We start from the raw sequence: 21,842 nt of genomic DNA on the forward strand, positions 1-21,842 counted from the left end.
GTTACTCTCCCCAATCTTCCTCGACCTCAGGGGCCAGGGCAACTTCAGGATGCTCTACATTCAGAACTTCCAACTCTGCATTACAGTCCGGGCAAAAGGTAATCTCGCCCACAATCAAATTCTCAACTTCAACCGCTGCTTCGCATTCTGGACAAACTGCTGACATAATCTTCATCTCCTCTTTAACTGATCTTCAACTGCTTTTACCGCCAAATTTTCGGTATAAAAAAAAGCCCTTCATCCCCTTGTAAGGACGAAGAACAAATATTGTTCTCGTGGTACCACCCTCGTTCACCCACACATTGCTGTATGAGCCTCAATGTACAGAGCAGCATTGCTGTTCTGTACTGACCCGCTAACGGAGGTCCACCGACAAAGTTCTACTTTCGCTGACGCGATTTCTTCTTGTAGCTTAGGGTTCTTATTCACGGAATGGACATACGAGCTTTCCACCAGCTGCTCGCTCTCTAGATGTACCAGAGTCCGTTACTTATCCCTGCATCGCTTGCATCTCTATGATTTGTTATGTACGCATTTCCTTTTAAAAGGAGATGTCTCGGACATACAAAAAACCCTTCATCCTATCAATCAGGACGAAGAGTGTTGTGCTCTCGTGTTGCCACCCGGGTTCATTGATATCTCACGATATCAACCTCAGCAAGTATATAATCTGTGTATATTACTTATATACTCTTAACCTGTTACGGAGGTCACCGGCCAAGTTCTACTTTCGCTGATGCGATTTCTTCTTGCAGCTTCAGGTTCTTATTCACGACCGATTAACGTGTAGAATTTTCACCAGCTATCTACTCTCTGTCCGCAATGGATGGTCGTTACTTGTCCTATCAAAGCCTGTCTCTATGCGGTTGTTTATTGACTTGTGCTAGTTATAACATGCAGTATTCTCATTGTCAAGGGAATCAAAGAGAGATTTCAGCCACACGTCTAAATAGTGATACTCTCTACAGTAAAAGCATTTTTTGTATGGACAAAACCACCACTACGATTCTAACAAGGCAGAGAGCATAGTATGTCAAGGAGTAAATAATTTGTAACAAAAGTTCGTTGCCTGTGAACTTAACGAGCCTACTCGTCAGCAAATCAAATGCAAATGTATCAATAATTGTAACTTCTAGCTATCTTGCATTAAAGCTCCAACAACGCTTCTTCTTATTGCGCATTTTTTATACCCGTTTTTAGTCGAGTAGCTGTAAATTAATTTATACATTACATTATTGAATGCTGTTCTCTAATTTCACTAGAGCGATTTTAGTAGTTACTACTTCTCCATAAATTCGTATATATATTTGAATCTATACTAACTAGTAGTGGATTCTACGTAATTTGCTTGATATAGTCTAAATAGAAAAGGATGGATTCTTTTTATGCCTCGATTTGTTTGCAGTTCTATAATATCTAGGAAGATAGAAGTAAGAAGTATTTACTGTTTTTCTCTTCTTTTTATCTTACTATTAGCTCCTTGTTTTACAGGGTTATTTAGTAATGCATATGCATCTTCTTCAACATACACATATGTAGATCCTAAATTAGGCTTTAGTTTACAAGTTCCAAATGCTTGGAAAGCGCACACTGATCTAGGTGTTAGTAATTCCACAACAACATCGGGTGTTATGTTTAGTATTTCTTCAAACACACAAGATCAAATAGGCATAAGCGTGATTCGCAATAAACAGAATCCTCAAGGTTTCGCTCAACGAGGAACTCCAGCGCTTCACATCGGAAATTATCCTGCATTTAAGTTTGACACCCCCAAACAGAAACAGTATCCGTTGGCTTGTGTTGTCCGAGTCATGCTTTCAGGTGTGGACTTAGTCACTGCCGCTTGGTGTTCTCCTCATCCAACAGCACAATCTCATCATTTTGAAAGTATCCTTGCAACGTATCAGTCACAAAGTGGTATCAAACCCAACCCCATTCATGCAAATACAGTAAACCCTGTAGAAAGTTGTCAGGATGTTATCAATGCAAATAATGCAACATACCAGGGGGGTGATTGGGGAATACAAGAGGGAAATCCTACTGATTCACAATGGACGAGCACATTTAGTCCTGGGGCCGCAGTTTGTGACAACTTTATCACTAGTTCAACTTACTCTGGTGGTTACCTTTTCCAATGTACCGAATTAGCGAATCGGTTTGTTCGTGAACAATGGGGTATAACCCCTGGTTTCCAGGTTAATGCAGCACAATATTTTGACTTTTATCCAACTGATATCAATAACGGTGGACAATCTACACCAGGCGATGCAACCAAACTTTATGGAAATAATGTACAATTATCAAGCGATGCATCTCAAGAAACAAGTAGCTTCGCACCAACACCAGGGGATTTGTTGATCTGGCAAAGCGTTACAGACCCTAGTAGGGGATGGACATCAGGTCTCACCTCTGGCTCTGGGCATGTGGCTGTCATTACAAATGTAGACGCATCACATGTCTATATTGCGCAGCAAAACTACACAGAATCGCAGTACTATGCTACGCTTTCTTTAACAAAAGTAGCAAATGGATGGAAGGTCAGTGGTCAAATTTTTAATGACCCAGGCATCATCACCCGTGGTTGGATCCACTTTAATGCTAACCCTCATTCCATTGTAAAGGCTACCTCAGGGGACACAGATGCATCCACGAAGTATGTTGCAAAAAATACTGATGGGCGTCTTGAAGTCTTTGCTCGTGGCTCCGATAACAACATCTGGCATAACTATCAATTAAACGCCAATGGTGCCGGAGGTTGGGTCGGTTGGGGAACTCTTCAATCCAATCAAACATTCAATGGAAACCCTGTCGTAGCAGTCAATAAAAACGGGACGCTTGAAATCTTTGCTCGTGGCTCCGATAACAACATCTGGCATAACTATCAGGCGCAACCTGGTGCAGGATGGGTTGGATGGGGCACCCTTCAATCTGGCCATACATTTAGCGGTGACCCTGATGTTATCATGAATACTGATGGACGTCTTGAAGTCTTTGCTCGTGGCTCCGATAATAACATCTGGCATAACTATCAGGCACAGCCCGGTGCAGGATGGGTTGGATGGGGCACCCTTCAATCCGGTCAAGTATTCCAAGGCCATCCGTCTGCTGTCCTTAATACAGACGGACGAGTAGAGGTCTTTGCTCGTGGCTCCGATAACAACATCTGGCATAACTATCAATTAGCAGCAGGAGGAACCGGAGGTTGGGCTGGTTGGGGAGCTATTCAATCTGGTTACCAATTCAAAGACAGCCCTACAGTAGGAATGAATGCTGATGGTCGTGTGGAAATTTTTGCCGTAAACAACGATAACAACATCTGGCACAACTATCAGGTAAATGCAGGGGCTGGCTGGAACAATTGGAGTGCCGTGGTACCTGGATATCAATTTACGAGTAATGCAGCTGTTGCCTACAACTCAGATGGTCGAATGGAAATTTTTGCGCGTAGTACTGATAATACTATCTGGCATACTTACCAAAAAGCTGCCAATAGCGGCTGGTCTACAACCTGGCAACAATTACAAACAACAACCTTCCAAGGCACACCAGCTGCCATTGCAAACAGTAATGGTGTCCTTGAGACCTTCGCTCTTGGAAATGATTCCAATTTCTGGCACACGTATCAGTTAACAGCAGGTACCGGAAATTGGAATAGTTGGGGAACGCTACAAAACGGTTTTACGTTCCATCAGTAAAAGACCAAACATGATATTGTAACTGCTATCAATAAGTCTCATTACTATTAGAATGCAAGCATAAGCCTCACTTCAACCGAAGAAAGTTAATGCTTGCATCACTTTTTTAACATACCAAACGATAATAATTTCGATGTAGATAACCACTATATTTAGCTTGTATAAGAAAAAAAGATATAACAGCTCTTTGCTGTTGTCAATTGGAAGGAACAAACAACAACTTCACAACATTTAACTAAAATGATCGTATTATCTATGTAAAATGGTTGCATGTTACCATGATAAGAATGAGCAGAAACAGGCGAGACTTGCAGGCAGTCCTATGCTAAAGAGAGAGTATCTACTCAAGAGAAGCGCGATATACTGCGCAGGGAAGGAAAAACATGTCTGAGGACAACCCCGAACAGGATCAGGAGCTAGAGGATAAAATAGACTCGTCGGCCAGCCTGGCGAGTCTATCGCAAGACAAAACGGGGGCGCTTTTTTTTCGCCTGCTCAGTTTCTTGCTCCTCTTTTGCATACTGGTGATCATCATCCTGCAACTGCCCATCAACGACAACACCAGAGTCACTTTATACGTCATCATACTCCTCGCAGGCTTCTTTATCATCGGGCTCACACTGCCCAAACAAGCATCTGCACAACCCGAAGACAGTGTGGAAGATGAGATTGAAATGGCTGAGAGCTCAGACACTGATCCAGATGCCGTCCCTTCAGAAATATCAGATGACTACTTTGGACAGCTCGTTCAGGAAGCCATAAGCACCATTCCTGATACATTCCTACCCTATATGGCGAATCTCGCACTGATCATCGAAAATGAGCCAGATGAGGCGACAAAAAAAAGCGCCGGGATCGGGCATGGTCAAACCCTCTTTGGACTTTACCAGGGCACACCGCTTACCAGTTCGGGATACCACTACAGTACCCTGCCCGAACGTATCACCATCTATCAAAAACCGATTGAACAGCACTGTCATGGAGAACCCAATCGTATACGCCAGCAGGTTCGCGCCACTGTCCTGCACGAAGTAGCCCACCACTTCGGCATCGACCACGATGAGATGCCCCATTGGATCAAATAACCAATCCAGGCTACCAGATAACTGCGGCAAAGCGAGCGCAAGAACAAATTGGTTACCCTCTAATATCTTCCATGCGGACAATGGGCATTCAGTGCTGGCATGCTGTTATCCCTGGTATACACAGCAATCCTGGACGCGTACACAGATGTCTGATTTACCAACCATTCAATATAATTCTGGCGACGACACAACCATTACACGGCAATTGAATTTTGCAGCCAGCGCAGGCATCACTGGCTTCATCAGTTCCTGGTGGGATGCCGGAGATAAGACAGATATTAATTTTACGAAACTGTTAGCACATGCTGCGAGTCTGGAACAACAAACACACGATCACTTTGCATCAAGTCTGTATATCGAGAATGACGCGCCTGCCCTCAATACACCAGCTAAAATGATCACACAACTCAACTATATAAAAACACAATATGGGTTGTGATCTCTAATCTCTTTGACCTCTGAGATAACACTCTTCCTTTCATTGCATCTATGGCTCTTGATGATGAGTGGATACTGTTGCTAATTTGCCTTCGGTGCAAATCAAACAAAAATTTGCACGACGATGCCCTGATGCCTTTGATTATTTTCTCCATAATTAGAGATGTTGTGTCACCATATCTACATCAGAGAGCGTGCTATGTAATGAATGGGTATCATTTCAAAGCTCAGAGAGTGCGATACAACAAGGAATGTTACATACTCGGTTTTTTGCGAATGAGCCGTTCTTTTTGAACGTTTCCTAATCTCTATGTCTATACTCCATTTCTCGCTCCTTTTCTTGAGACGAGCATCTATGATATTACAGCACTTCGCCGGACTCTGGGCAATCTCATCGATCTCGATCAACGCAACCAGAGCCCGATTCATCTTGTGGTAAGTGCTGTTGATATTGGGACTGGTGAGGTTGCGTATTTTGAAAATCAGGAAAAAAATCCACTCTCTATTGAGCATGTTATTGCCAGCGGGGGACTGGCCCCAGGCTTTCCCATGATCACTATCAAGGACCCACAGACTGGAGAGGAGCGTCAGCGTTTCTCATAGGGGTTGGGCTCTGCCTTTAGCTGCGACTCAGGGAACTCCGCCTCCCTATGCATCTTACCTGGTAGAGCGTCTGGCTCATCCTGTGCTCTGTGGGCAAATCCCTCACATTCACTGAAAGCAGAAGAGGAGAAAAGACGTCAATGGCGATCCTTAACGATACTAGATTCCAAAAAGAAACGCGTCAAGCAGAGGTAGTCGTTATTGGAGGTGGATTAGCAGGACTGAGTGCGGCTCGAACACTCGCCCGTGAATGGTTGACGGCTTTTCTCTTTGAGAATGTCTTTTCCGCTGCGCCTCAGAGTCTTTCGCTCCTACATGTCCTGTTTTACATCCATTCCAGCGGAGGAGTACAGACATTGCTTGCGACCACAGGAGGAGCACAGGATCGGCGCTTCCGAGGAGGAGCACAACAGGTTGCGTTGGCAATCGCTGGGGAGTTGGGAACACGTGTTATGCTCAATCAACCCGTCTCTACCATAAACCACCATCAGCAAGGCGTCGAGATTTACAGTGATCGGCTCATGGTCAAGGCGCAACATGTCATTGTAGCACTTGCACCGACTCTGGCTGGCCGTTTACGGTATCAACCAGCTTTGTCGGGTCGCAGAGATCATTTGACTCAGCAGTTTCCGATGGCGGCCGTGATCAAAGTACACTGCATCTATGATCGGCCTTTCTGGCGCGAAGAAGGACTTTCGGGTCTGGCTATAGGTATACCCGGGGCACTGAGTGCGGTGCTTGATAATTCCCCAGAAGATGGAAGTCCAGGCGTGCTTGTCGGTTTTGTCCACGGAGACAAAGCGTTGAAATGGAGTGCAAAAAGTGCTGAAGAACGACGAGCGGAAATCCTGAACTGTTTCACCCGTTTCTTTGGACCACGAGCAGGACAGCCAGAAGAATATCTGGAGCAGTCCTGGATTGAGGAGCCATTTATTCGTGGAGGCTACGTAGGCTATCTTCCTCCGGGAGCATGGATCAGTTGTGGCGAAGAACTCCGCAAACCCGTGGGTCGTATTCACTGGGCTGGGACAGAGACCGCGACGGTTTGGAGTGGATACATGGATGGAGCAGTACAGTCCGGTGAACGGGCTGCTTCGGAAATTCTCGCTGAAGCTCACTAAACGTACTAGACAAGGTCAATTGATTGCAACAAAACGAAATCTCTCATGTTCGAAAATGACAGGAATCCCACATTCCGCAGTTCAAAATGATACTTTTTTGAATAACAAGGATAGCCACACACTTTTACCCTTATTACTTGTTGTGAACTTATTGCAAAAGAGCAAAAAAGGCGAATGAGCCAACTCAGATCAAACATTCTTGCTTCTAGGCTTTTATCTACCAGGCAAAAGATGTAAAAGCATTATTTGTTAATATCCAAAAAGTCGTTTTTCTGGGTGTGGAATGTGGGTTACATCATTAGCAAATTTACCCTGTCGTGTTTTCACCACTCAGCTTCATCTTTTCACAGCGCGTAAACGGCGGCTCATCATGCGCGTGCGTAGCGCATGAGCACCACGCCTGATGGCAGTGGCCTGGATTCGATCAGGCGCAGAGAAACGTGCAGCCCCTCAGGAAAAAGCTTCTTGCCACTGCCGAGCACAACCGGGTACACAAACAGGCTATATTCGTCAATCAGATCGTGCCTGGCCAGGGTATGAACCAGCACGCTGCTGCCATCGATGACAATGTTCTTGCCTGTCTGTGCTTTCAAGGTGCGTACTTCCTCGACCACATTGCTGCTCATCAAGATTGAGTTGCGCCAGGCTGAGGCCGTGGTCAGGGTGGTGGAAACCACGTACTTCGGCATGGTGTTTAAGACATCGGCAAAAGGGTCACCAGCTGGCACGGGTTCAAATGCCCCGCCGTGGATCTGCCAGGTTTTGCGCCCCAGAAGCAGCGCGTCACATTGGCGCATTTCCTCAAAGAAGTGCGCGCCAATGTCATCGTGCCAGAACGGCCCTGTCCACCCGCCGTGGGTGAAGCCACCTTCGGTATCTTCTTCTGCGCCACCAGGGGCTTGCATGACATTGTCCAACGACACAAACTCTGAGACAACGATCTTTCGCATGATTCCCTCCATAGAGAACAATAACTCTCGGCTTTCAACCGGAGAACACACCGTACGCCGCCTGTTGTCTCTTGGATCAACGGGCTCGCATCCGGCCAGATGGAGAAAGTATAACTCATCCAAAGAGCGCTGTCTTGTAGAAAAACGCAACGGCTCGAGTCGGCTTTGCTTGTCAATGTGATACATCGTTGTCTCATCTTTTTTGACCATTGGGTGACGTCGTAGCTCATCAGGGGAAGCATAGCCTGAGCAGGCGTCGCGAGAGGACTTTGATAGGTCACCCAATGGTCAAAAACTAGAACGCGAAGGTTTGCAGTTGACAGCTATGCTCTCGGATCTGGGCAGGGGTTTGTCCGATGAGGTACTTCAGCGATCTGCTCAGATGCGGCTGATCGGAATAGCCTGCCTCGAAAACCACATCGAGGATGGGCATTCCCTGTTCTAACAGGCGAGCGGCGAGCCTCGCACGTTCAATTTGCAGGAGAGTACGGCGTGTCAGTCCGGTGACGTGCACAAAACGATATTGCAACGAGCGGAGGGACAACTCCTGGGGGTGGCCTTGTAAAAGTGCATCCACGACGGGGTCACGGCTGAGCAGTCCGTTGCGAATCAGTTGGTCGACAAATCCATCTGCATGTTCATAGTCTGGATATTGCCAGGCCGAACCGTGCAACCGGAAAGATTTCCTGGTTGCCTCAGGCAAGATACCATCGTGTAAATCTCTGACCTTTCCTGGTGGAAGATGGGGCATATAGGTGCCGGGCTGAAAGGTAATGCCAACAATTTCGGCTTCTGTCCATGAATAATTCACTGGCGTGGCTTTTGTCTCCGGCCCCCGCACGGTGAGGGTCATCTTCCCTTGATGTTTTGTGACAACGATTTCCCAACAGCTCGTCGCCTTCGAGACAAAGGTACCAGTGCCATCATGGTGAACGCGCCAGATGGTGTCAACAAAAGAGGTGTTTAATCGTTGTACTTCTTCGAAAAGAAAGCTCATGGTCTGTGACTCCTGACTATCGCTGATCCCATTCACAAGGATCAATCAGCTCACGAGGGAAGGGAGATCCCACCCCTCCTCCCTCCATTCAATGTTATACTGGACCATTCTTTTTTGGCAAAGAAAAACACATTCTGAGGGCGGAATGTGTTGTTTGTCGAAATACCTGGCTCATGCCCACTTCGAGGGCTTAGTGTCAGCTTGCCCTTTGCCAATGAACCTGGGTCTCCCCCACTTTAAGTGGGCCTGCTCTAAACAAGCAGGGAATGAGAAGGTTCTTTCCTGGAGAAGCCTTCTCTGGGCGTGTCCCTCCTGCCCTGGGATAGATAACTGTTGTGCTTGACAGCTGATGCATTGAATGGTACCATTTAGGGTAGAATTCTAATCTTTAGGATATATATTTAGAATTTTAAAAGGACATCATGAAAAGGGCTTTACCGATGATGGTCTATAACGCCGCATGAGCGACCACGCCTGGGCTGATGCGGCAAGGAATGGCGCTTACAATGCCTGCTCGTTTTCTCCACTTATGTAAAGACGAGTATGGAGAAGTATGCCCTTTACGTCCTCTTTGTCCTTTTCCTTCCTGAACGGGTACTCACGATATCGCCCGCCTTTTGTGCGTGTGTCGCCGGACATCAATCCTCTCGTTGCTGATTGTCTGCGGCCTTGTGTGCTTCCCGTTTGCATTGAGCGATGAGAACAATCGCATCTCGCAGTGCAGCGCCGCATTTCATGCCCTTATCTCTGCACGCTCTAACTAAATTTTACTGAAAATACAACAAGCATACCCAGAAGCACACAGGGGAGAATGTAAGAACGTATGTTACAGGTCAATCATATTAAACTTTCTTATGGTCCACGCGTTATTCTCGATGATATCTCGTTCACGGTCGCCCCGGGTGAAAAGGCGGGCCTGATCGGTGTGAATGGAGCCGGAAAAAGTTCCTTACTCAAAATTATTGGTGGCTATCAGGAGGCTGAGCGCGGCAATATCATGCGCCCCCGCACCTATGGCTATCTGTCACAGGATGTCGCCCATGAGACTCCCGTCTCTGCCCATGGCACGGTTCGTGATTTCATTTATAGTGGTACCGGTCTAGATGCCGCCATTGCAAAATATGAAGAGCTCTCAATGGCAATCGCCGATCCTGAGATCGAGGATCTTGATGCAGCTTTACAAGAATTTGAGGAGGCCCAGACGGCACTAGATGTGCTGGGCTATTATGATGCCGATGCCCGTAGCGAACAGTTGATCAGTGGCCTGAATATCGGTGGCGTGACCCTGGATCGTGAGACACTTACGCTGAGCGGTGGTCAGAAAACGAAATTGGCTCTGGTACGCCTGCTTTTCCAGGCCCCGGAACTTCTGCTGCTCGACGAGCCGACAAACTTCCTGGACGTTGAGGCCACAATGTGGCTGATGGAGTTCCTCGAAACCTATAAAGGCGCGTTACTGATTATCTCCCATGATCTGGACTTATTGGATAATAGCATTAACAAGGTGCTGCGCCTCAATGAGTTTACGCATAAGCTCGAAGAATATAAGGGTAACTATACGTCATACCTGAATGCGATTGGAGATGCACAGGCTCTGGCCGAACGTACCAAACGCCAGCAGGAACGCGAAATCTCACGTTTGAAAAAGACGTCTGATCGCCTGCGTGGTTTCGGTGCCACACGCGTAAAACAGCGTATCGCGATGGATCGTCGTATCTCGACTCTGGAAGAAAACAAGCCTCAGATGGCACAAACGAGCAAGAAGATGCACATTGATTTTCCAGTGCGCCAGCAAAGCGGACATATGGTCGTACAGGCCAGAGAGCTTTGCAAGAGCTACGGCCAGAAAATTATCTTCAATGATATCAGTTTCCTGGTGGATCGCGGCGAGCGCATGGTGGTGATCGGCTTGAACGGTGTTGGTAAAACAACGCTGCTACGTACCGTACTCGGTCTGGTTCCTCCAACTTCGGGTAAAGTTGAGATCGGCGACCGCGTCGATATTAGCTATTATGCTCAGGAGAGTGAAGGTCTCGATTATGAGAATACCGTGATCAATGAGGCCAATGATGTACTGCCTACGGATGCCCGGCGCGTGCGTAGTGTCCTGGGACGCTTCCTCTTTAATGGTGATCGCGTCTTCCAGAAGATCAAAACACTGAGCGGTGGTGAAAAGACCCGTCTGGCCCTGGCAAAAATGGTGCTCGAAGGATCAAATGTGCTGGTCCTCGACGAGCCAACCTCCCACCTGGATATGATGTCGAAAGAGATTATTGGTGAGGCACTCGGTAATTATAGTGGCACCATCCTGACCGTCACCCATGATGTCGATTTTGTACGCTTGCTCAAACCGACGTCCCTGCTCTTGATGCCAGAGGGCCGCCTCGTACCGTATGATTCTAAATACGATGAAATGCTTGAGCGCGCCTAACAACTGTGCGATCCTCTGCAACGCTGCGTTATAAAAGAATAAGGCACAATGACGTGCCCTTAATCTTTCCTCACAACCTTATCACCTCTTGAATGGCCTACCACAGATAAGCTCCACCACTACAACCTGGCACATCGAATATCTGCTATACTAAAGATGGCACATTCCCTATACCCAAAACCAAATGCATAAATATCGTAGGTGCTACCCTTCAGGAGCAAGACCGCTTCAATAGGAGGAAACATGAAGAGAATTGCCCTTCCGGGTAGAGAGGCATAGGAATCTCGCCCCGAAGACGCGCCAACAATAGCATGATGGAAGAGGGTCGGTTCTCTCCACCCGTGAAGAGTGGTTGCTACGCTATGGTGTAGGGATGCCGATCAATGGTAATACGCGGTCTCTTTCTATCGGCAGGGAATAGAGAAAATACTATAAAAGCGAAAGGATGTGTCCCTTGATGACATTGCTTTCTCTCGTGACCAAAGAGATGCGCTTGCGCCTACGCCGTGAACGAAGCATCTGGATTATTATTACCTATGTGCTCTTCATGGGCTTGCTAGGCTGGCTCTTCCTCAACAATGTCTCAAATAATTATACCAGTCCCACTACCAGCGGCTTGAGCGATGTCGGGACGAGCCTGTATACGCTGTTATCACAGTTGCAGCTTTTTATGATTATATTTATCACACCTTCGCTGACAGCAACGGCAATCAATGGCGAGAAAGAACGCCAGACCTATGAGATGCTCCTCTGCTCACGCCTCTCTGCCTTTTCATTAGTATTAGGAAAGCTCGGCGCGGGCCTGATCAACGCCCTGCTTCTGATTGCTGCCTCTATTCCTCTGTTTAGCCTGGTCTTTTTCTTTGGAGGGGTTGCCCCCACACAGGTCGCCAGTTCGCTCCTGATGTATATCGTCACCGCCCTCTGGCTAGGCGCCCTGGGTATCTTCTGCTCCACTGTCTTTCAACGTCCAGCAGTCTCAACCGTCATCACTTATTTGATCGGTCTGATCTGGCTGCTCTTCCCTTTGATCCTCTCGATCATTCTACTGACCTCAAATAGTGGCTATCAATTCTTTCTACGCTATCCCACCCGCGCCAAACTCTTCCTGGTGTGGAATCCTTTTGTCGCCCTGAGTACGAGCAGTGCATCCGCCAGCAATCCTTTTTCGACGCTCCTCATGCTCCTCAATTTTGGTGGTTATGGGAACAGTGGTAATAGCGCAACTCCTTTCTATCTTGGCTCCTGGCACCTCACCTATTGGACCACCTATATTCTCATCAGCCTTGGTTTTAGCCTCTGCTTCTTTCTACTCAGCATGTGGATGGTGAAACCACGCCAGCATAGGCTATTCAAACGCAAAGTCAAGTTAGCAACCAATCAGCCAGAAAATTCCTCCTTGTCTGTGTAAACCAGTACACACCATCTCGGCCAGGCAGGAGAACAGAGCAGAGGAAAAGAGCATGTGTATCCACGGCATAGCTCTCGACGTGACTATACTATACATAGATACCACTACAGCGTTTGCTGTAACATAAAGGAGATTTCATGGCTGTAATACGTACCTCTACAGTTGATCTACATGTGAATGGCGCTGGCACACATGCCTATATCGCCCAACCAGATGATGAACAGCAACATCCAGGCGTCGTCTTGATCCAGGAATGGTGGGGCATCGAACCACATATTCAGGATCTGGCACAGAAGCTGGCAACCGATGGTTTTGTGGTCGCGGTTCCCGATCTCTATCATGGTAGGATAGCAACCGAGCCAAACGATGCGATGCGTATGATGATGCAGCTCCAGAAAAACGTTGATCTCGCCAGCAGAGAAATCAGTGGTGCACTGGAGAACATCAAAGCGTTGCCCTCGGTCCAACCCAAAAATTTGGGTTTAATAGGCTTCTGCCTGGGTGGCTTCCTGGCTTATACCGCTGCCGCGCGCGATAGCAATATCGGTGCGCTAGTCACATTCTATGGCGCTGGCTATGATCCCAGTCTCGAAGAAGTGAAGAAAGTCACCGCTCCTGTATTGGCCTTCTATGGCAAACAGGATGGCAGCGTTCCACCAGAACAAATTGCTAAGATTGAAAAACTCTATAAGCAAGCGGGGAAGGACTTCACGGTGAAGATCTACGATGCCGGCCACGCCTTCATTAATCCTACCCACGGTGCTGGCAACGAGCAGGCGGCAGCGGATGCCTGGCCACGTGCGGTAAGCTTCCTGAAAGAACATCTACACTAAACATGCTTCCCACCCCAGGAGCGAAGTCAGGTTATCTGACTTCGTTCTTTTTGTGCTCTTATTAAGTATCAAAACATGTTGACATAAGATTGGACATTTTGCACACAATTGTCGATACATCCCGTCGAAACGCTCGCTTCACGACGTTCTTTCAAGGAGAACTGAAAAAAAATAGTGCATGTTGGTAGGCATATATTCTCATCCATCAATTATAAAATATGAGGAGACCGGGGATGCATCAAAGCGAGGTTGCGTTATTAAAAAAACGTATTGTGGAAGAGTATGAAGCAATGAAAAATGGCTTGACGGGATTAGCCAGCGGCACAGCCCAGCATGCATTTATTGATGCCAAAATGCGTCGTGTGGATACGTATCATGCCCAACTTATTCAACAGGTAGGCGAACAAGAGGCTGGTCTGACGGTAAGTGAACTCTATATTCAGGTGATTGGCTAGCTCCTCCAGAGGATAGTGGAAATCTTTGATCACCGGTGTGCATAAAGATTTCCACTATCCTCTTTTCTATGCTTCAATCTTTGCATGTCCTCTGCTATACTAGGGGCACAAGGTACCGATGCACAACAATCCTCATCGTCGTTGAAACACCAATAGCAAAGGAATGTGATCGTTATGCGCCTCAGACGTTCGGAACTCTCAACTCCTGGCAGTAATGCTCATATGCTGGCGAAAGCGGCCAGCAGCGCCGCTGATCTCGTGCTTTTAGATCTTGAAGATGCGGTTGCTCCCAATGAAAAGGCGGCGGCGCGACAGCAAGTGATCCAGAGCCTGCGCACCCTCGCCTGGGGGAATAAGACGCGAGCGGTGCGCATCAATGACCTTGAAACTCCCTATGCCTATCAAGATATTATCTCAATCGTCGAAGAGGCTGGCGCATATCTGGATATCCTGATTATTCCCAAAGTGAAGTCAGCACGAGATGTCTGGTGGGTGGATACCTTGCTCAAGCAAATCGAACAACAACATGGATTGTCACGGCACATCGGCCTGGAAGTGCTGATCGAAGAAGTTGAGGCGATGCTGCATGTGGAGGAGATAGCGCAGGCCAGTCCACGTCTGGAGGCGCTCATTTTTGGTCCCGGTGATTATAGTGCTTCGCAGGGTATCGACAGTCAGGGTATCGGCGGAAGCCTGGAGGGATATCCCGGCGACCTTTTCCATTATGCGCGCAATAAGATAGCTATCGCTGCCCGGGCTGCGGGTATCGAAGCCATCGATGGAGCTTATTCCGATTTCAAAGATGATGCTGGCTATCAGCGCGAGTGCATCAGGGCCAAAACATTGGGCTTCTCGGGTAAGTGGGCCATCCATCCCAATCAAATTGCCAGCGCGAACCAGATTTTCGCGCCCAGTACTGCCGAGATTAGCTATGCCCGCCGCCTGGATATAGCCTATACGCAGGCGCTCCAGCAAGGGAAAGGCGCCATTGCCTTTGAGGGAAAAATGGTTGATGCCGCTATTATCCGTAGCATAAAGAATATCCTGCTCAAAGCAGAAATGCTCGGTATGTAAGCGAGCCAGCGAACTCAAAAGCATTGTAATAGGTTCTTTCACCTGATAATAATCATAGCAACAGGCACACAGGGAAAGATGTGTCCCTTGCATCCTTTCACGATACGTTGTAGGATACAAGGGACACATCGAATGGTTTCTTTCTCTAAAGGATCACAATGATGGAAGATGCGCTTCATGAAAATGTTCACCAGCATCGGCCGCAGAAAAAGCGAACAGAGACACGTGTACTGCCAGAAACACCACTTGTTACCGATCCTCTTCCCACGGGAATTCCGCCCGAGGGTGCGATTGTAGTGACGATTACGCGTCAATTTGGTAGTGGTGGCTCGGATATAGCACGTCTAGTGGCACAACAGGCTGGCCTGAACTATATTGACCAACAAATCATCGCTGAAGTCGCGCAACGGCTGGGAATAGATCTGGACTATGCAACACGGCAGGATGAACAGTCCTCAAGCATGGCAACCAGCATCCTGGAAGCCTTACAATCCAGTAATCCTTTTAACTTGCATCAACTTTTTTCATCCAACAAAGTCCAACAACAATCGCAAGAACTGGTGTATTTTCACCTTACCCAGCGCGTCATACTAGAGCTTGCGACACAGGGTAATGCCGTTATTCTGGGACGCGGCGCACAATTTTTGCTCCACCAAAATCCACGGACGTTGCACGTCTCGATCTTCGCGCCCTTAGATTTTCGTATCGAATATATCATGAAGCAGTTTCAACTCAATCACGCTGGTGCACGCCAACTCATCGAACAGCGTGATAACGAGCAGAGCAGCTATCAGCGCCACTATTATGGAGTTGATGGACACCAACCAAATTTCTATCATCTGCTCATCAATACTGGCCTCTTTTCGTTTGAGAGCGCGGCTAATTTTATCTGTCAGGCCCTTCCAGCTGTGAGGAAACAGTTATAAATCATTGCGAGAGATCGTGCAAACCGCTATTGAATAGCGTAAACGATAAGGAAAGAGCAATATGAGTATACAATCTATTAATCCCGCCACGGAAGAGGTTCTTCAAACCTTTGAACCGTATACGCCCAGGCAAATTGATGATGCCTTACATGAGGCAAGTACCACATTTCGCGGCTGGCGCAAAACAACCTTTAGCGAAAGGCGCGAGCACTTTCACCATCTGGCACGCTATTTACGCGACAACAAGAGTCGCCTGGCACGTATTGCTACCCTCGAGATGGGCAAGCCGCTGGTCGAGGCAGAGGCAGAGGTCGAGAAATGCGCGCTGAACTGCGATTTTTATGCCGAGCGTGCCGAGGAATTTCTGGCGTCACAAAAATTGCCCAGCAACGCCACGACAAGTTATGCCACCTTTCAGCCGCTCGGTGTAATTCTGGCCTTGATGCCCTGGAACTTCCCTTACTGGCAGGTATTCCGCTTCGCTGCCCCAACCCTGATGGCGGGCAATACAGCCGTCCTTAAACACGCCTCAAACGTCTCACAGGTGGCCCTGGAGATCGAGCGTATGTTTGAGGCCAGCGGCTTTCCCAAAGGCGTCCTGCGCACTGTCCTGGTGCCAGGCGCCGAAACTGAGGCACTGATCAAAGATTCACGCATCGCCGCCGTCACCCTGACAGGAAGCGAGGCAGCCGGGCGCAAGGTTGCTGCCATCAGTGGGAGCGTCCTCAAAAAAAACGTGCTTGAGCTCGGCGGTTCTGACGCCTATATCGTCTTATCTGACGCCGACATTGATGCCGCCGCCCAGACAGCCGTCCAGGCTCGCAATCAGAATAATGGACAGAGCTGTATCGCCGCCAAACGCTTTATCGTCATCGACGATGTCTATGATAAGTTCCTGACAAAATTTGTTCAGAATACAGCCAGGCTGCGCATCGGTAATCCACTCGAACGGGACGTAAATATCGGTCCTCTGGCGCGTGGCGATCTACGAGAAGGCCTGGAGCGTCAGGTTCAGGAATCAATTCGTCATGGGGCCAGTCTGGCTCTGGGAGGCCGGAGAGTCGGCAAACAGGGTTACTTCTATGAGCCAACCATCCTGGCAGATGTAACACCGGATATGACCGTTTTTAAAGAAGAAACCTTTGGCCCGGTAGCGGCAGTCATTCGTGCTCGCGATACCGCCCATGCCATCGAGCTTGCCAATAACTCCATCTATGGTCTCAGCAGTAATCTCTGGACACGCAATATCGAGCAGGCTCAGCGTCTGGTCGCACAGATCGAAGCAGGAGCGGCCTTCATCAACGGCATGACCGCCTCCACACCCAGCCTCCCTTTTGGGGGCGTCAAACATAGCGGTTACGGACGCGAACTCTCCCATTTCGGCATCCAAGAATTCGTGAACATCCAAACCGTATGGATTGGTCCCAAGGTTGAGGAAAATGCCACTCAGGAAATCGAGTAAAGCGCCCTGACACAACAGATCAAATCAGAGGATTAATAAACGCACAAAAAAGAAGGTGAGAGAAAAAATTTTCTCCTTCACCTTCTTTTTTGTGCACGTTTGATCCCGATGAGAGGAATCAAACACCTTGCTAGTCTTTAGAACGTGGATCGAAGGCATCGCGCAGGCCGTCACCAAGGAATGAGAAGGCCAGTACAATAATGATAAGCACTATTGCTGGCATTAAGGCTTCCCAGGGATGGTATTGCATATATGATGTCGCATCGGAAATCATTAATCCGATACTAGAACCGGGAGGTTGTACGCCCAATCCAAGCAGGCTGATACCAGCCTCGCTGATAATGGTATTGGCGATATTAAGTGTCGAGGCGATGATCACAATACTCAACAGGTTTGGCACCAGATGGCGCAGGATGATGATTAAATCTGAAGCACCGGAGGTACGAGCAGCTTCAATAAACTGCTGCTCTTTCAATTGTAGTGTCTGACCACGAACATAGCGCGCCATCGTCGGCCAGACCGTCACGGCCAGACCCAGCGAAACAAGGACCAGGCGGGCGTTACCATTGGCACCAATGACAGGAATATTTGAGAGCGTATCGATACGCGGTCCCAGGATACCTACCAGCAAAATAAGAAATAGAATGCCAGGGAAGGCAAACATCACATCTGTAAAGCGTGCCAGGAAGAAATCAATCCAACCACCATAGTAGCCAGCCAGCACACCAACCGCAACCCCCACCACAATATCAATGATCTCAACGATCACCGCAACCGAGATGGAAATCAACATACCTTGCATCAAACGTGAGAACAGATCTCGGCCAATCGAATCCGTTCCCAACCAGTATTGGGCTGAAGGCCCTTCATGCTTACGATCTGGCTCCTGATGAGTAAAATCTCGGTAGATCGTTGAAGAAATGGTAGTATTGGAAATATCGCTCTTATAATCCGCCCCGATATGGGTGTAGATAAATGGTCCAAACACCGCCACCAGGATATAGAGAACAATTACAGTAAAACATACCACAGCACGCTTATCATGTCGCAAGCGCCGTAGCGACTCAGATAAAGGTGTCTGCGACTTCTTCTTTTTATCTTCAGCATCTTTAAGCGCCGACTCATCTACCAGAGCAGGTGCTTCATCAAGAATTGCTCCCTGTGGAGTTGCAGGTGGCACCATGGAGCCCTCAGGCTGGATAAAATTCGGCTTCGAAAACTTCGGTGATCTTTCTTTTTCCATTTCAGTACTCACCTTCTCACTTTATTCTGCTTTAATGCGGGGATCGACCAATGTATAACAGATATCTGACAATAAATTGCCGAAGACGACTCCAATCGCCAGAATGACCGTCGTTGCCTGCACTACAGGATAATCTAGACTATTGACTGCATCCAGAGTGACATTGGCAATCCCAGGAATCTGGAAAATACTCTCAATAAAGAAGGCACCAGCCACCAGGAAACCCACAGACAAACCAATAATGGTAATCAAAGGAATCAATGCATTTCTAAAGGCATGCCGATACACCACAACACGCTCGTAGAGACCTTTGGCACGGGCAGTACGTACGTAGTCCTGACGCAATACTTCAAGCATGCTGGTGCGCGAGAGACGTGCGAAATAAGCCATACCCGCCGCGCCATAGACCAGAATCGGAGCCAGTTTATACTGAATATCCATCCAGCTGTACTGCCAGGGAACACCCCATTGGGAATTGGGCCACGAACCACCAAAAGTAGTATCCAACCAGATAATTAATAATTGTGCAAGAATACTCAGCACAAACGGGGGCAGGGCATAAATAATGAGAGACACACTCATGCTTGTTGTATCTACCCAGGTATTCGCTTTCAATGCCGATATAATACCTACTGGAACACCAATACCAACCTGGATAATCAAGGCCCAAAAACCGAGTTCAAGTGAGATCGGTAAACTCTCTCCAATAATGTCATTCACCGGGCGGTTAATCGTTTTATAGGATGTGCCAAAATTGAAATGCAGCAAATGCACGATAAAGTTCCAGTATTGCTGGTACCAGGGTAGATCCAGTCCATAGGAATGCATCAATTGAGCTTCAAGTGCTGGATTGGGATGGTCCCCTAGCATCACCTGTATCGGATTACCAGGGGCATAATAACCGATGAGAAAGGTGATCAGGGTCACACAAAAGATGACAAAGATGAGCCCGAGTAATCTTTTTACCAGGAATTTAACCATATCAAGCTCCGTCCTCCTTCTTCATTCAAAAACCTGTGTCATATTAAGAAGGCCCGAGTAGAAGGAACACAGCTGATAAGCCACGTATCTTACACATTCTACTCTTTTTAGCGTATGATGACATTTTGAGTTCATGGTTGAGATGCGAGATTCGCAAACGTAAAAAATATCCGCCAACGTGTTATCAAATTGAAGGCATCTACGTCGCGGATATGGTAGGTTACCGATGAATAGATATATCTGTAGATGGCTCGGAGAAGCCTCTACAGATATATCACTAACTTGCCAGATCTTTATCTATCCTGCGCTTATTGAACGAGGTAGATATTGCTCCAATCATCTGGTGGGATTAACTGCTGAGAGTTGAGCTTCAGATTTTTGACATTAGGATTGGTCAAAGAGTGCACTTTTTCCTGCCACAGGGGAATCCAGCCAACAGAATTGATGATCAACTGCTCAGCCTGATTATACAGTTTCATGCGGGCGGTCTGATCCTGTGTAGTATCAGCCTGCTCCAATAATGTCTGCACCTTCTGCTCTGCGGGAGCATCCGCAGATTGGTTCTGACCATAGTTGAATTGATTGTATGCTGAACCTTTGTCGAAGAAGGTGGTTAACCAGTCTTGTGGATCGGGATAATCCGCATTCCAACCAGCCTGCCACAAAGGTAGGCTTTTATTATTTACAGTCGCATCTTCCAGAGTTGTCAAAGTAGCCCGAGCAACGGTCTGGACGTTCACTTTTATACCCAGAACACTCTGCCACATCGAGATAACCTGAGACATGGCGTCTTTATAGGTCTGCTCACGTGGGTAGTAGGTCAGAGTCAAAGCCGGGGCAACAGAGAGACCCTCTTCCTTCAAACCGGCTGTAAACAATTCTTTGGCTTTAGTCGGATTTCCAGTGGTCGTGGTCGAACCATCAACATTCGTCAAAGCAGTATCGTAACCAGGCATACCCTTCGGGATAATATGGTTACTGGCGGTAAACGCATTGTTCAAGGCAGTTTTGACGATCAAGTCTTTGTTGATGGCCAGGGCAAGTGCCTGACGAATCTTGATGTTATCAAACGGCTTCGCAAGGTAGTTCAAGCTCAGATAACGAATGGTCAAGACATCAGTGGCACTGTAATCAGGGCGGCTGTTGACATTGGCAACGTCCGCGGTCGGTACAAAGGTGAAGTCAAGCTGCTTGGCCTGATATGCTTTGTACATACCGTCCTCATTTTTATAGAAGTCAACGGAGAGACGACTCAGTTTTGGCTTCGGACCAGAGTAGTTGTCGTTGCGGACCAATTGAATGCCAGTGGTGTGAGAATAGCTCTCAACTTTGAATGGGCCAGAGCCAGCACCCTCTTGCAGATGATCGGTCCAGAGAGAATTGCCAGTGCTATACTTTTCAACAATCTTGTGATTGACAACGTAAGAGGTAGGATAAGAAAGAGTCTCAAGGAAATAAGCAGCTGGTTTACTGATTTTGATGATAACAGTGCTGTCTCCCTTGGTCAACAAGCTGTCACCAATCAAGGTAGGAATTTTGCCTGTATTGACCGCAGTAAAATCTTTTAAAAGGCTCAAATAACCACTAACTGGTGAATTTAATTTCTTAGAAACAGCACGGTTGATGCTATAAACCACATCACTGGCAGTCAGGGGGTCGCCATTACTAAATTTCAGCCCTGAACGCAACGTGAAGGTGTAGGTCAGGCCATCAGCACTGACAGTCGGCAAAGCGGTCGCCAACTCAGGCACCACAGCCAGATTTTTGTCCAGCGTGACCAGACCAGTGAAGACATCCTGAATCGGAAAGTTAGAATCAGTATCCTGTACAGTGGCAGGATCGAAACTACCGATATCACCAATAACGGGGTAGTGCAATATTTGCTTGGCATCGGGAAGAGCCGTGCCAGAAGAAGTGCTACCAGTAGTGCCATTGCCGCCGCAAGAGGCCAGAAAAACGGCCATTAAGCACAGTAGACTGGTGAGGAACTGTAACGAGTGTTTCTTACCGGCTTTCAAATTTTTCTCCCTGTAACAATCAAAGAGACATCTACAATAACATAACACGCAATGACACAATACCAGATAAAGATTAAAGTAAATAGTTCCCTGGAATGCCTGTGTCGCAACCCACTACA

Annotated in this window: 18 protein-coding genes; 12 read left to right on the plus strand and 6 right to left on the minus strand. The window is 47.6% G+C overall.

Features of this window, described 5'->3' with window-relative positions; translation table 11 throughout:
- Position 1: 1 nt before the first annotated feature.
- Positions 2-166 carry a lysine biosynthesis protein LysW gene (locus tag F1593_RS06605; RefSeq protein WP_149400767.1) on the minus strand — a complete coding sequence of 55 codons (165 nt, stop codon included), beginning with the start codon at positions 164-166 and terminating at the stop codon, positions 2-4.
- 1,219 nt (positions 167-1,385) lie between these two features.
- Here F1593_RS06605 and F1593_RS06610 point away from each other — a divergent pair.
- From F1593_RS06610 to F1593_RS06625, 5 genes are all read left to right on the plus strand, one after another.
- The gene (locus F1593_RS06610) at positions 1,386-3,695 is read left to right on the plus strand and encodes a PLL family lectin (protein WP_149400768.1); all 2,310 of its coding nucleotides are present in this window, start codon (positions 1,386-1,388) and stop codon (positions 3,693-3,695) included.
- Between the two features lie 383 nt (positions 3,696-4,078).
- Positions 4,079-4,780 (plus strand): metallopeptidase family protein, encoded by a 702-nt coding sequence (locus tag F1593_RS06615; protein WP_149400769.1) that lies wholly within the window; start codon positions 4,079-4,081, stop codon positions 4,778-4,780.
- A gap of 91 nt (positions 4,781-4,871) precedes the next feature.
- Positions 4,872-5,219, plus strand: a complete 348-nt coding sequence (locus tag F1593_RS06620; protein WP_172631917.1) for a glycoside hydrolase family 71/99 protein — start codon at positions 4,872-4,874, stop codon at positions 5,217-5,219.
- Between the two features lie 431 nt (positions 5,220-5,650).
- Positions 5,651-5,821, plus strand: a complete 171-nt coding sequence (locus F1593_RS28215; RefSeq protein WP_172631918.1) for a hypothetical protein — start codon at positions 5,651-5,653, stop codon at positions 5,819-5,821.
- A gap of 140 nt (positions 5,822-5,961) precedes the next feature.
- Complete coding sequence (locus F1593_RS06625; protein WP_149400771.1) at positions 5,962-6,942, plus strand: flavin monoamine oxidase family protein; 981 nt, start codon at positions 5,962-5,964, stop codon at positions 6,940-6,942.
- A gap of 368 nt (positions 6,943-7,310) precedes the next feature.
- Here the strand turns inward: F1593_RS06625 and F1593_RS06630 are convergent, their stop codons facing one another.
- Positions 7,311-7,892: a dihydrofolate reductase family protein gene (locus tag F1593_RS06630; RefSeq protein ID WP_149400772.1), complete on the minus strand. Its 582-nt coding sequence runs from the start codon at positions 7,890-7,892 to the stop codon at positions 7,311-7,313.
- 295 nt (positions 7,893-8,187) lie between these two features.
- Entirely contained in the window at positions 8,188-8,889 is a 702-nt protein-coding gene (locus F1593_RS06635; protein WP_149400773.1) for a helix-turn-helix domain-containing protein, read from the minus strand.
- A gap of 823 nt (positions 8,890-9,712) precedes the next feature.
- Here F1593_RS06635 and F1593_RS06640 point away from each other — a divergent pair.
- The 7 genes from F1593_RS06640 to F1593_RS06670 all read left to right on the plus strand — a co-directional run bounded on the left by F1593_RS06640 (position 9,713) and on the right by F1593_RS06670 (position 17,481).
- Complete coding sequence (locus tag F1593_RS06640; RefSeq protein WP_149400774.1) at positions 9,713-11,320, plus strand: ABC-F family ATP-binding cassette domain-containing protein; 1,608 nt, start codon at positions 9,713-9,715, stop codon at positions 11,318-11,320.
- Positions 11,321-11,777: 457 nt separating this feature from the next.
- On the plus strand, positions 11,778-12,731 hold the full coding sequence (locus F1593_RS06645; RefSeq protein ID WP_172631919.1) for an ABC transporter permease: 954 nt from the start codon (positions 11,778-11,780) through the stop codon (positions 12,729-12,731).
- A gap of 137 nt (positions 12,732-12,868) precedes the next feature.
- Positions 12,869-13,564: a dienelactone hydrolase family protein gene (locus tag F1593_RS06650; protein WP_149400776.1), complete on the plus strand. Its 696-nt coding sequence runs from the start codon at positions 12,869-12,871 to the stop codon at positions 13,562-13,564.
- Between the two features lie 233 nt (positions 13,565-13,797).
- Positions 13,798-14,019 (plus strand): hypothetical protein, encoded by a 222-nt coding sequence (locus F1593_RS06655; RefSeq protein WP_149400777.1) that lies wholly within the window; start codon positions 13,798-13,800, stop codon positions 14,017-14,019.
- 174 nt (positions 14,020-14,193) lie between these two features.
- Positions 14,194-15,093, plus strand: coding sequence for an HpcH/HpaI aldolase/citrate lyase family protein (locus F1593_RS06660; protein WP_149400778.1), 900 nt, complete (start codon positions 14,194-14,196; stop codon positions 15,091-15,093).
- Between the two features lie 158 nt (positions 15,094-15,251).
- Positions 15,252-16,019 carry a cytidylate kinase-like family protein gene (locus F1593_RS06665; protein ID WP_149400779.1) on the plus strand — a complete coding sequence of 256 codons (768 nt, stop codon included), beginning with the start codon at positions 15,252-15,254 and terminating at the stop codon, positions 16,017-16,019.
- Positions 16,020-16,080: 61 nt separating this feature from the next.
- Entirely contained in the window at positions 16,081-17,481 is a 1,401-nt protein-coding gene (locus F1593_RS06670) for an NAD-dependent succinate-semialdehyde dehydrogenase (protein WP_149400780.1), read from the plus strand.
- Positions 17,482-17,611: 130 nt separating this feature from the next.
- Here the strand turns inward: F1593_RS06670 and F1593_RS06675 are convergent, their stop codons facing one another.
- The 3 genes from F1593_RS06675 to F1593_RS06685 all read right to left on the minus strand — a co-directional run bounded on the left by F1593_RS06675 (position 17,612) and on the right by F1593_RS06685 (position 21,723).
- Positions 17,612-18,724: an ABC transporter permease gene (locus F1593_RS06675; RefSeq protein ID WP_235932507.1), complete on the minus strand. Its 1,113-nt coding sequence runs from the start codon at positions 18,722-18,724 to the stop codon at positions 17,612-17,614.
- A gap of 21 nt (positions 18,725-18,745) precedes the next feature.
- Positions 18,746-19,705 carry an ABC transporter permease gene (locus F1593_RS06680; RefSeq protein WP_149400781.1) on the minus strand — a complete coding sequence of 320 codons (960 nt, stop codon included), beginning with the start codon at positions 19,703-19,705 and terminating at the stop codon, positions 18,746-18,748.
- 308 nt (positions 19,706-20,013) lie between these two features.
- Positions 20,014-21,723 carry a peptide ABC transporter substrate-binding protein gene (locus tag F1593_RS06685; RefSeq protein WP_149400782.1) on the minus strand — a complete coding sequence of 570 codons (1,710 nt, stop codon included), beginning with the start codon at positions 21,721-21,723 and terminating at the stop codon, positions 20,014-20,016.
- Positions 21,724-21,842: the final 119 nt, after the last annotated feature.

It is taken from the genome of Dictyobacter arantiisoli (assembly GCF_008326305.1).
Lineage (GTDB): Bacteria > Chloroflexota > Ktedonobacteria > Ktedonobacterales > Ktedonobacteraceae > Dictyobacter > Dictyobacter arantiisoli.

Bases quoted from the DNA above. Each gene is read 5' to 3' on its own strand.
- F1593_RS06645 (WP_172631919.1), top strand. From the start codon at position 11,778: ATGACATTGCTTTCTCTCGTGACCAAAGAGATGCGCTTGCGCCTACGC.
- F1593_RS06665 (WP_149400779.1), top strand. From the start codon at position 15,252: ATGATGGAAGATGCGCTTCATGAAAATGTTCACCAGCATCGGCCGCAG.
- F1593_RS06610 (WP_149400768.1), top strand. From the start codon at position 1,386: ATGCCTCGATTTGTTTGCAGTTCTATAATATCTAGGAAGATAGAAGTA.
- F1593_RS06655 (WP_149400777.1), top strand. From the start codon at position 13,798: ATGCATCAAAGCGAGGTTGCGTTATTAAAAAAACGTATTGTGGAAGAG.
- F1593_RS06650 (WP_149400776.1), top strand. From the start codon at position 12,869: ATGGCTGTAATACGTACCTCTACAGTTGATCTACATGTGAATGGCGCT.
- F1593_RS06660 (WP_149400778.1), top strand. From the start codon at position 14,194: ATGCGCCTCAGACGTTCGGAACTCTCAACTCCTGGCAGTAATGCTCAT.
- F1593_RS06625 (WP_149400771.1), top strand. From the start codon at position 5,962: ATGGCGATCCTTAACGATACTAGATTCCAAAAAGAAACGCGTCAAGCA.
- F1593_RS06615 (WP_149400769.1), top strand. From the start codon at position 4,079: ATGTCTGAGGACAACCCCGAACAGGATCAGGAGCTAGAGGATAAAATA.
- F1593_RS06675 (WP_235932507.1), bottom strand. From the start codon at position 18,724: ATGGAAAAAGAAAGATCACCGAAGTTTTCGAAGCCGAATTTTATCCAG.
- F1593_RS06630 (WP_149400772.1), bottom strand. From the start codon at position 7,892: ATGCGAAAGATCGTTGTCTCAGAGTTTGTGTCGTTGGACAATGTCATG.
- F1593_RS06635 (WP_149400773.1), bottom strand. From the start codon at position 8,889: ATGAGCTTTCTTTTCGAAGAAGTACAACGATTAAACACCTCTTTTGTT.
- F1593_RS06640 (WP_149400774.1), top strand. From the start codon at position 9,713: ATGTTACAGGTCAATCATATTAAACTTTCTTATGGTCCACGCGTTATT.
- F1593_RS06605 (WP_149400767.1), bottom strand. From the start codon at position 166: ATGTCAGCAGTTTGTCCAGAATGCGAAGCAGCGGTTGAAGTTGAGAAT.
- F1593_RS06680 (WP_149400781.1), bottom strand. From the start codon at position 19,705: ATGGTTAAATTCCTGGTAAAAAGATTACTCGGGCTCATCTTTGTCATC.
- F1593_RS06670 (WP_149400780.1), top strand. From the start codon at position 16,081: ATGAGTATACAATCTATTAATCCCGCCACGGAAGAGGTTCTTCAAACC.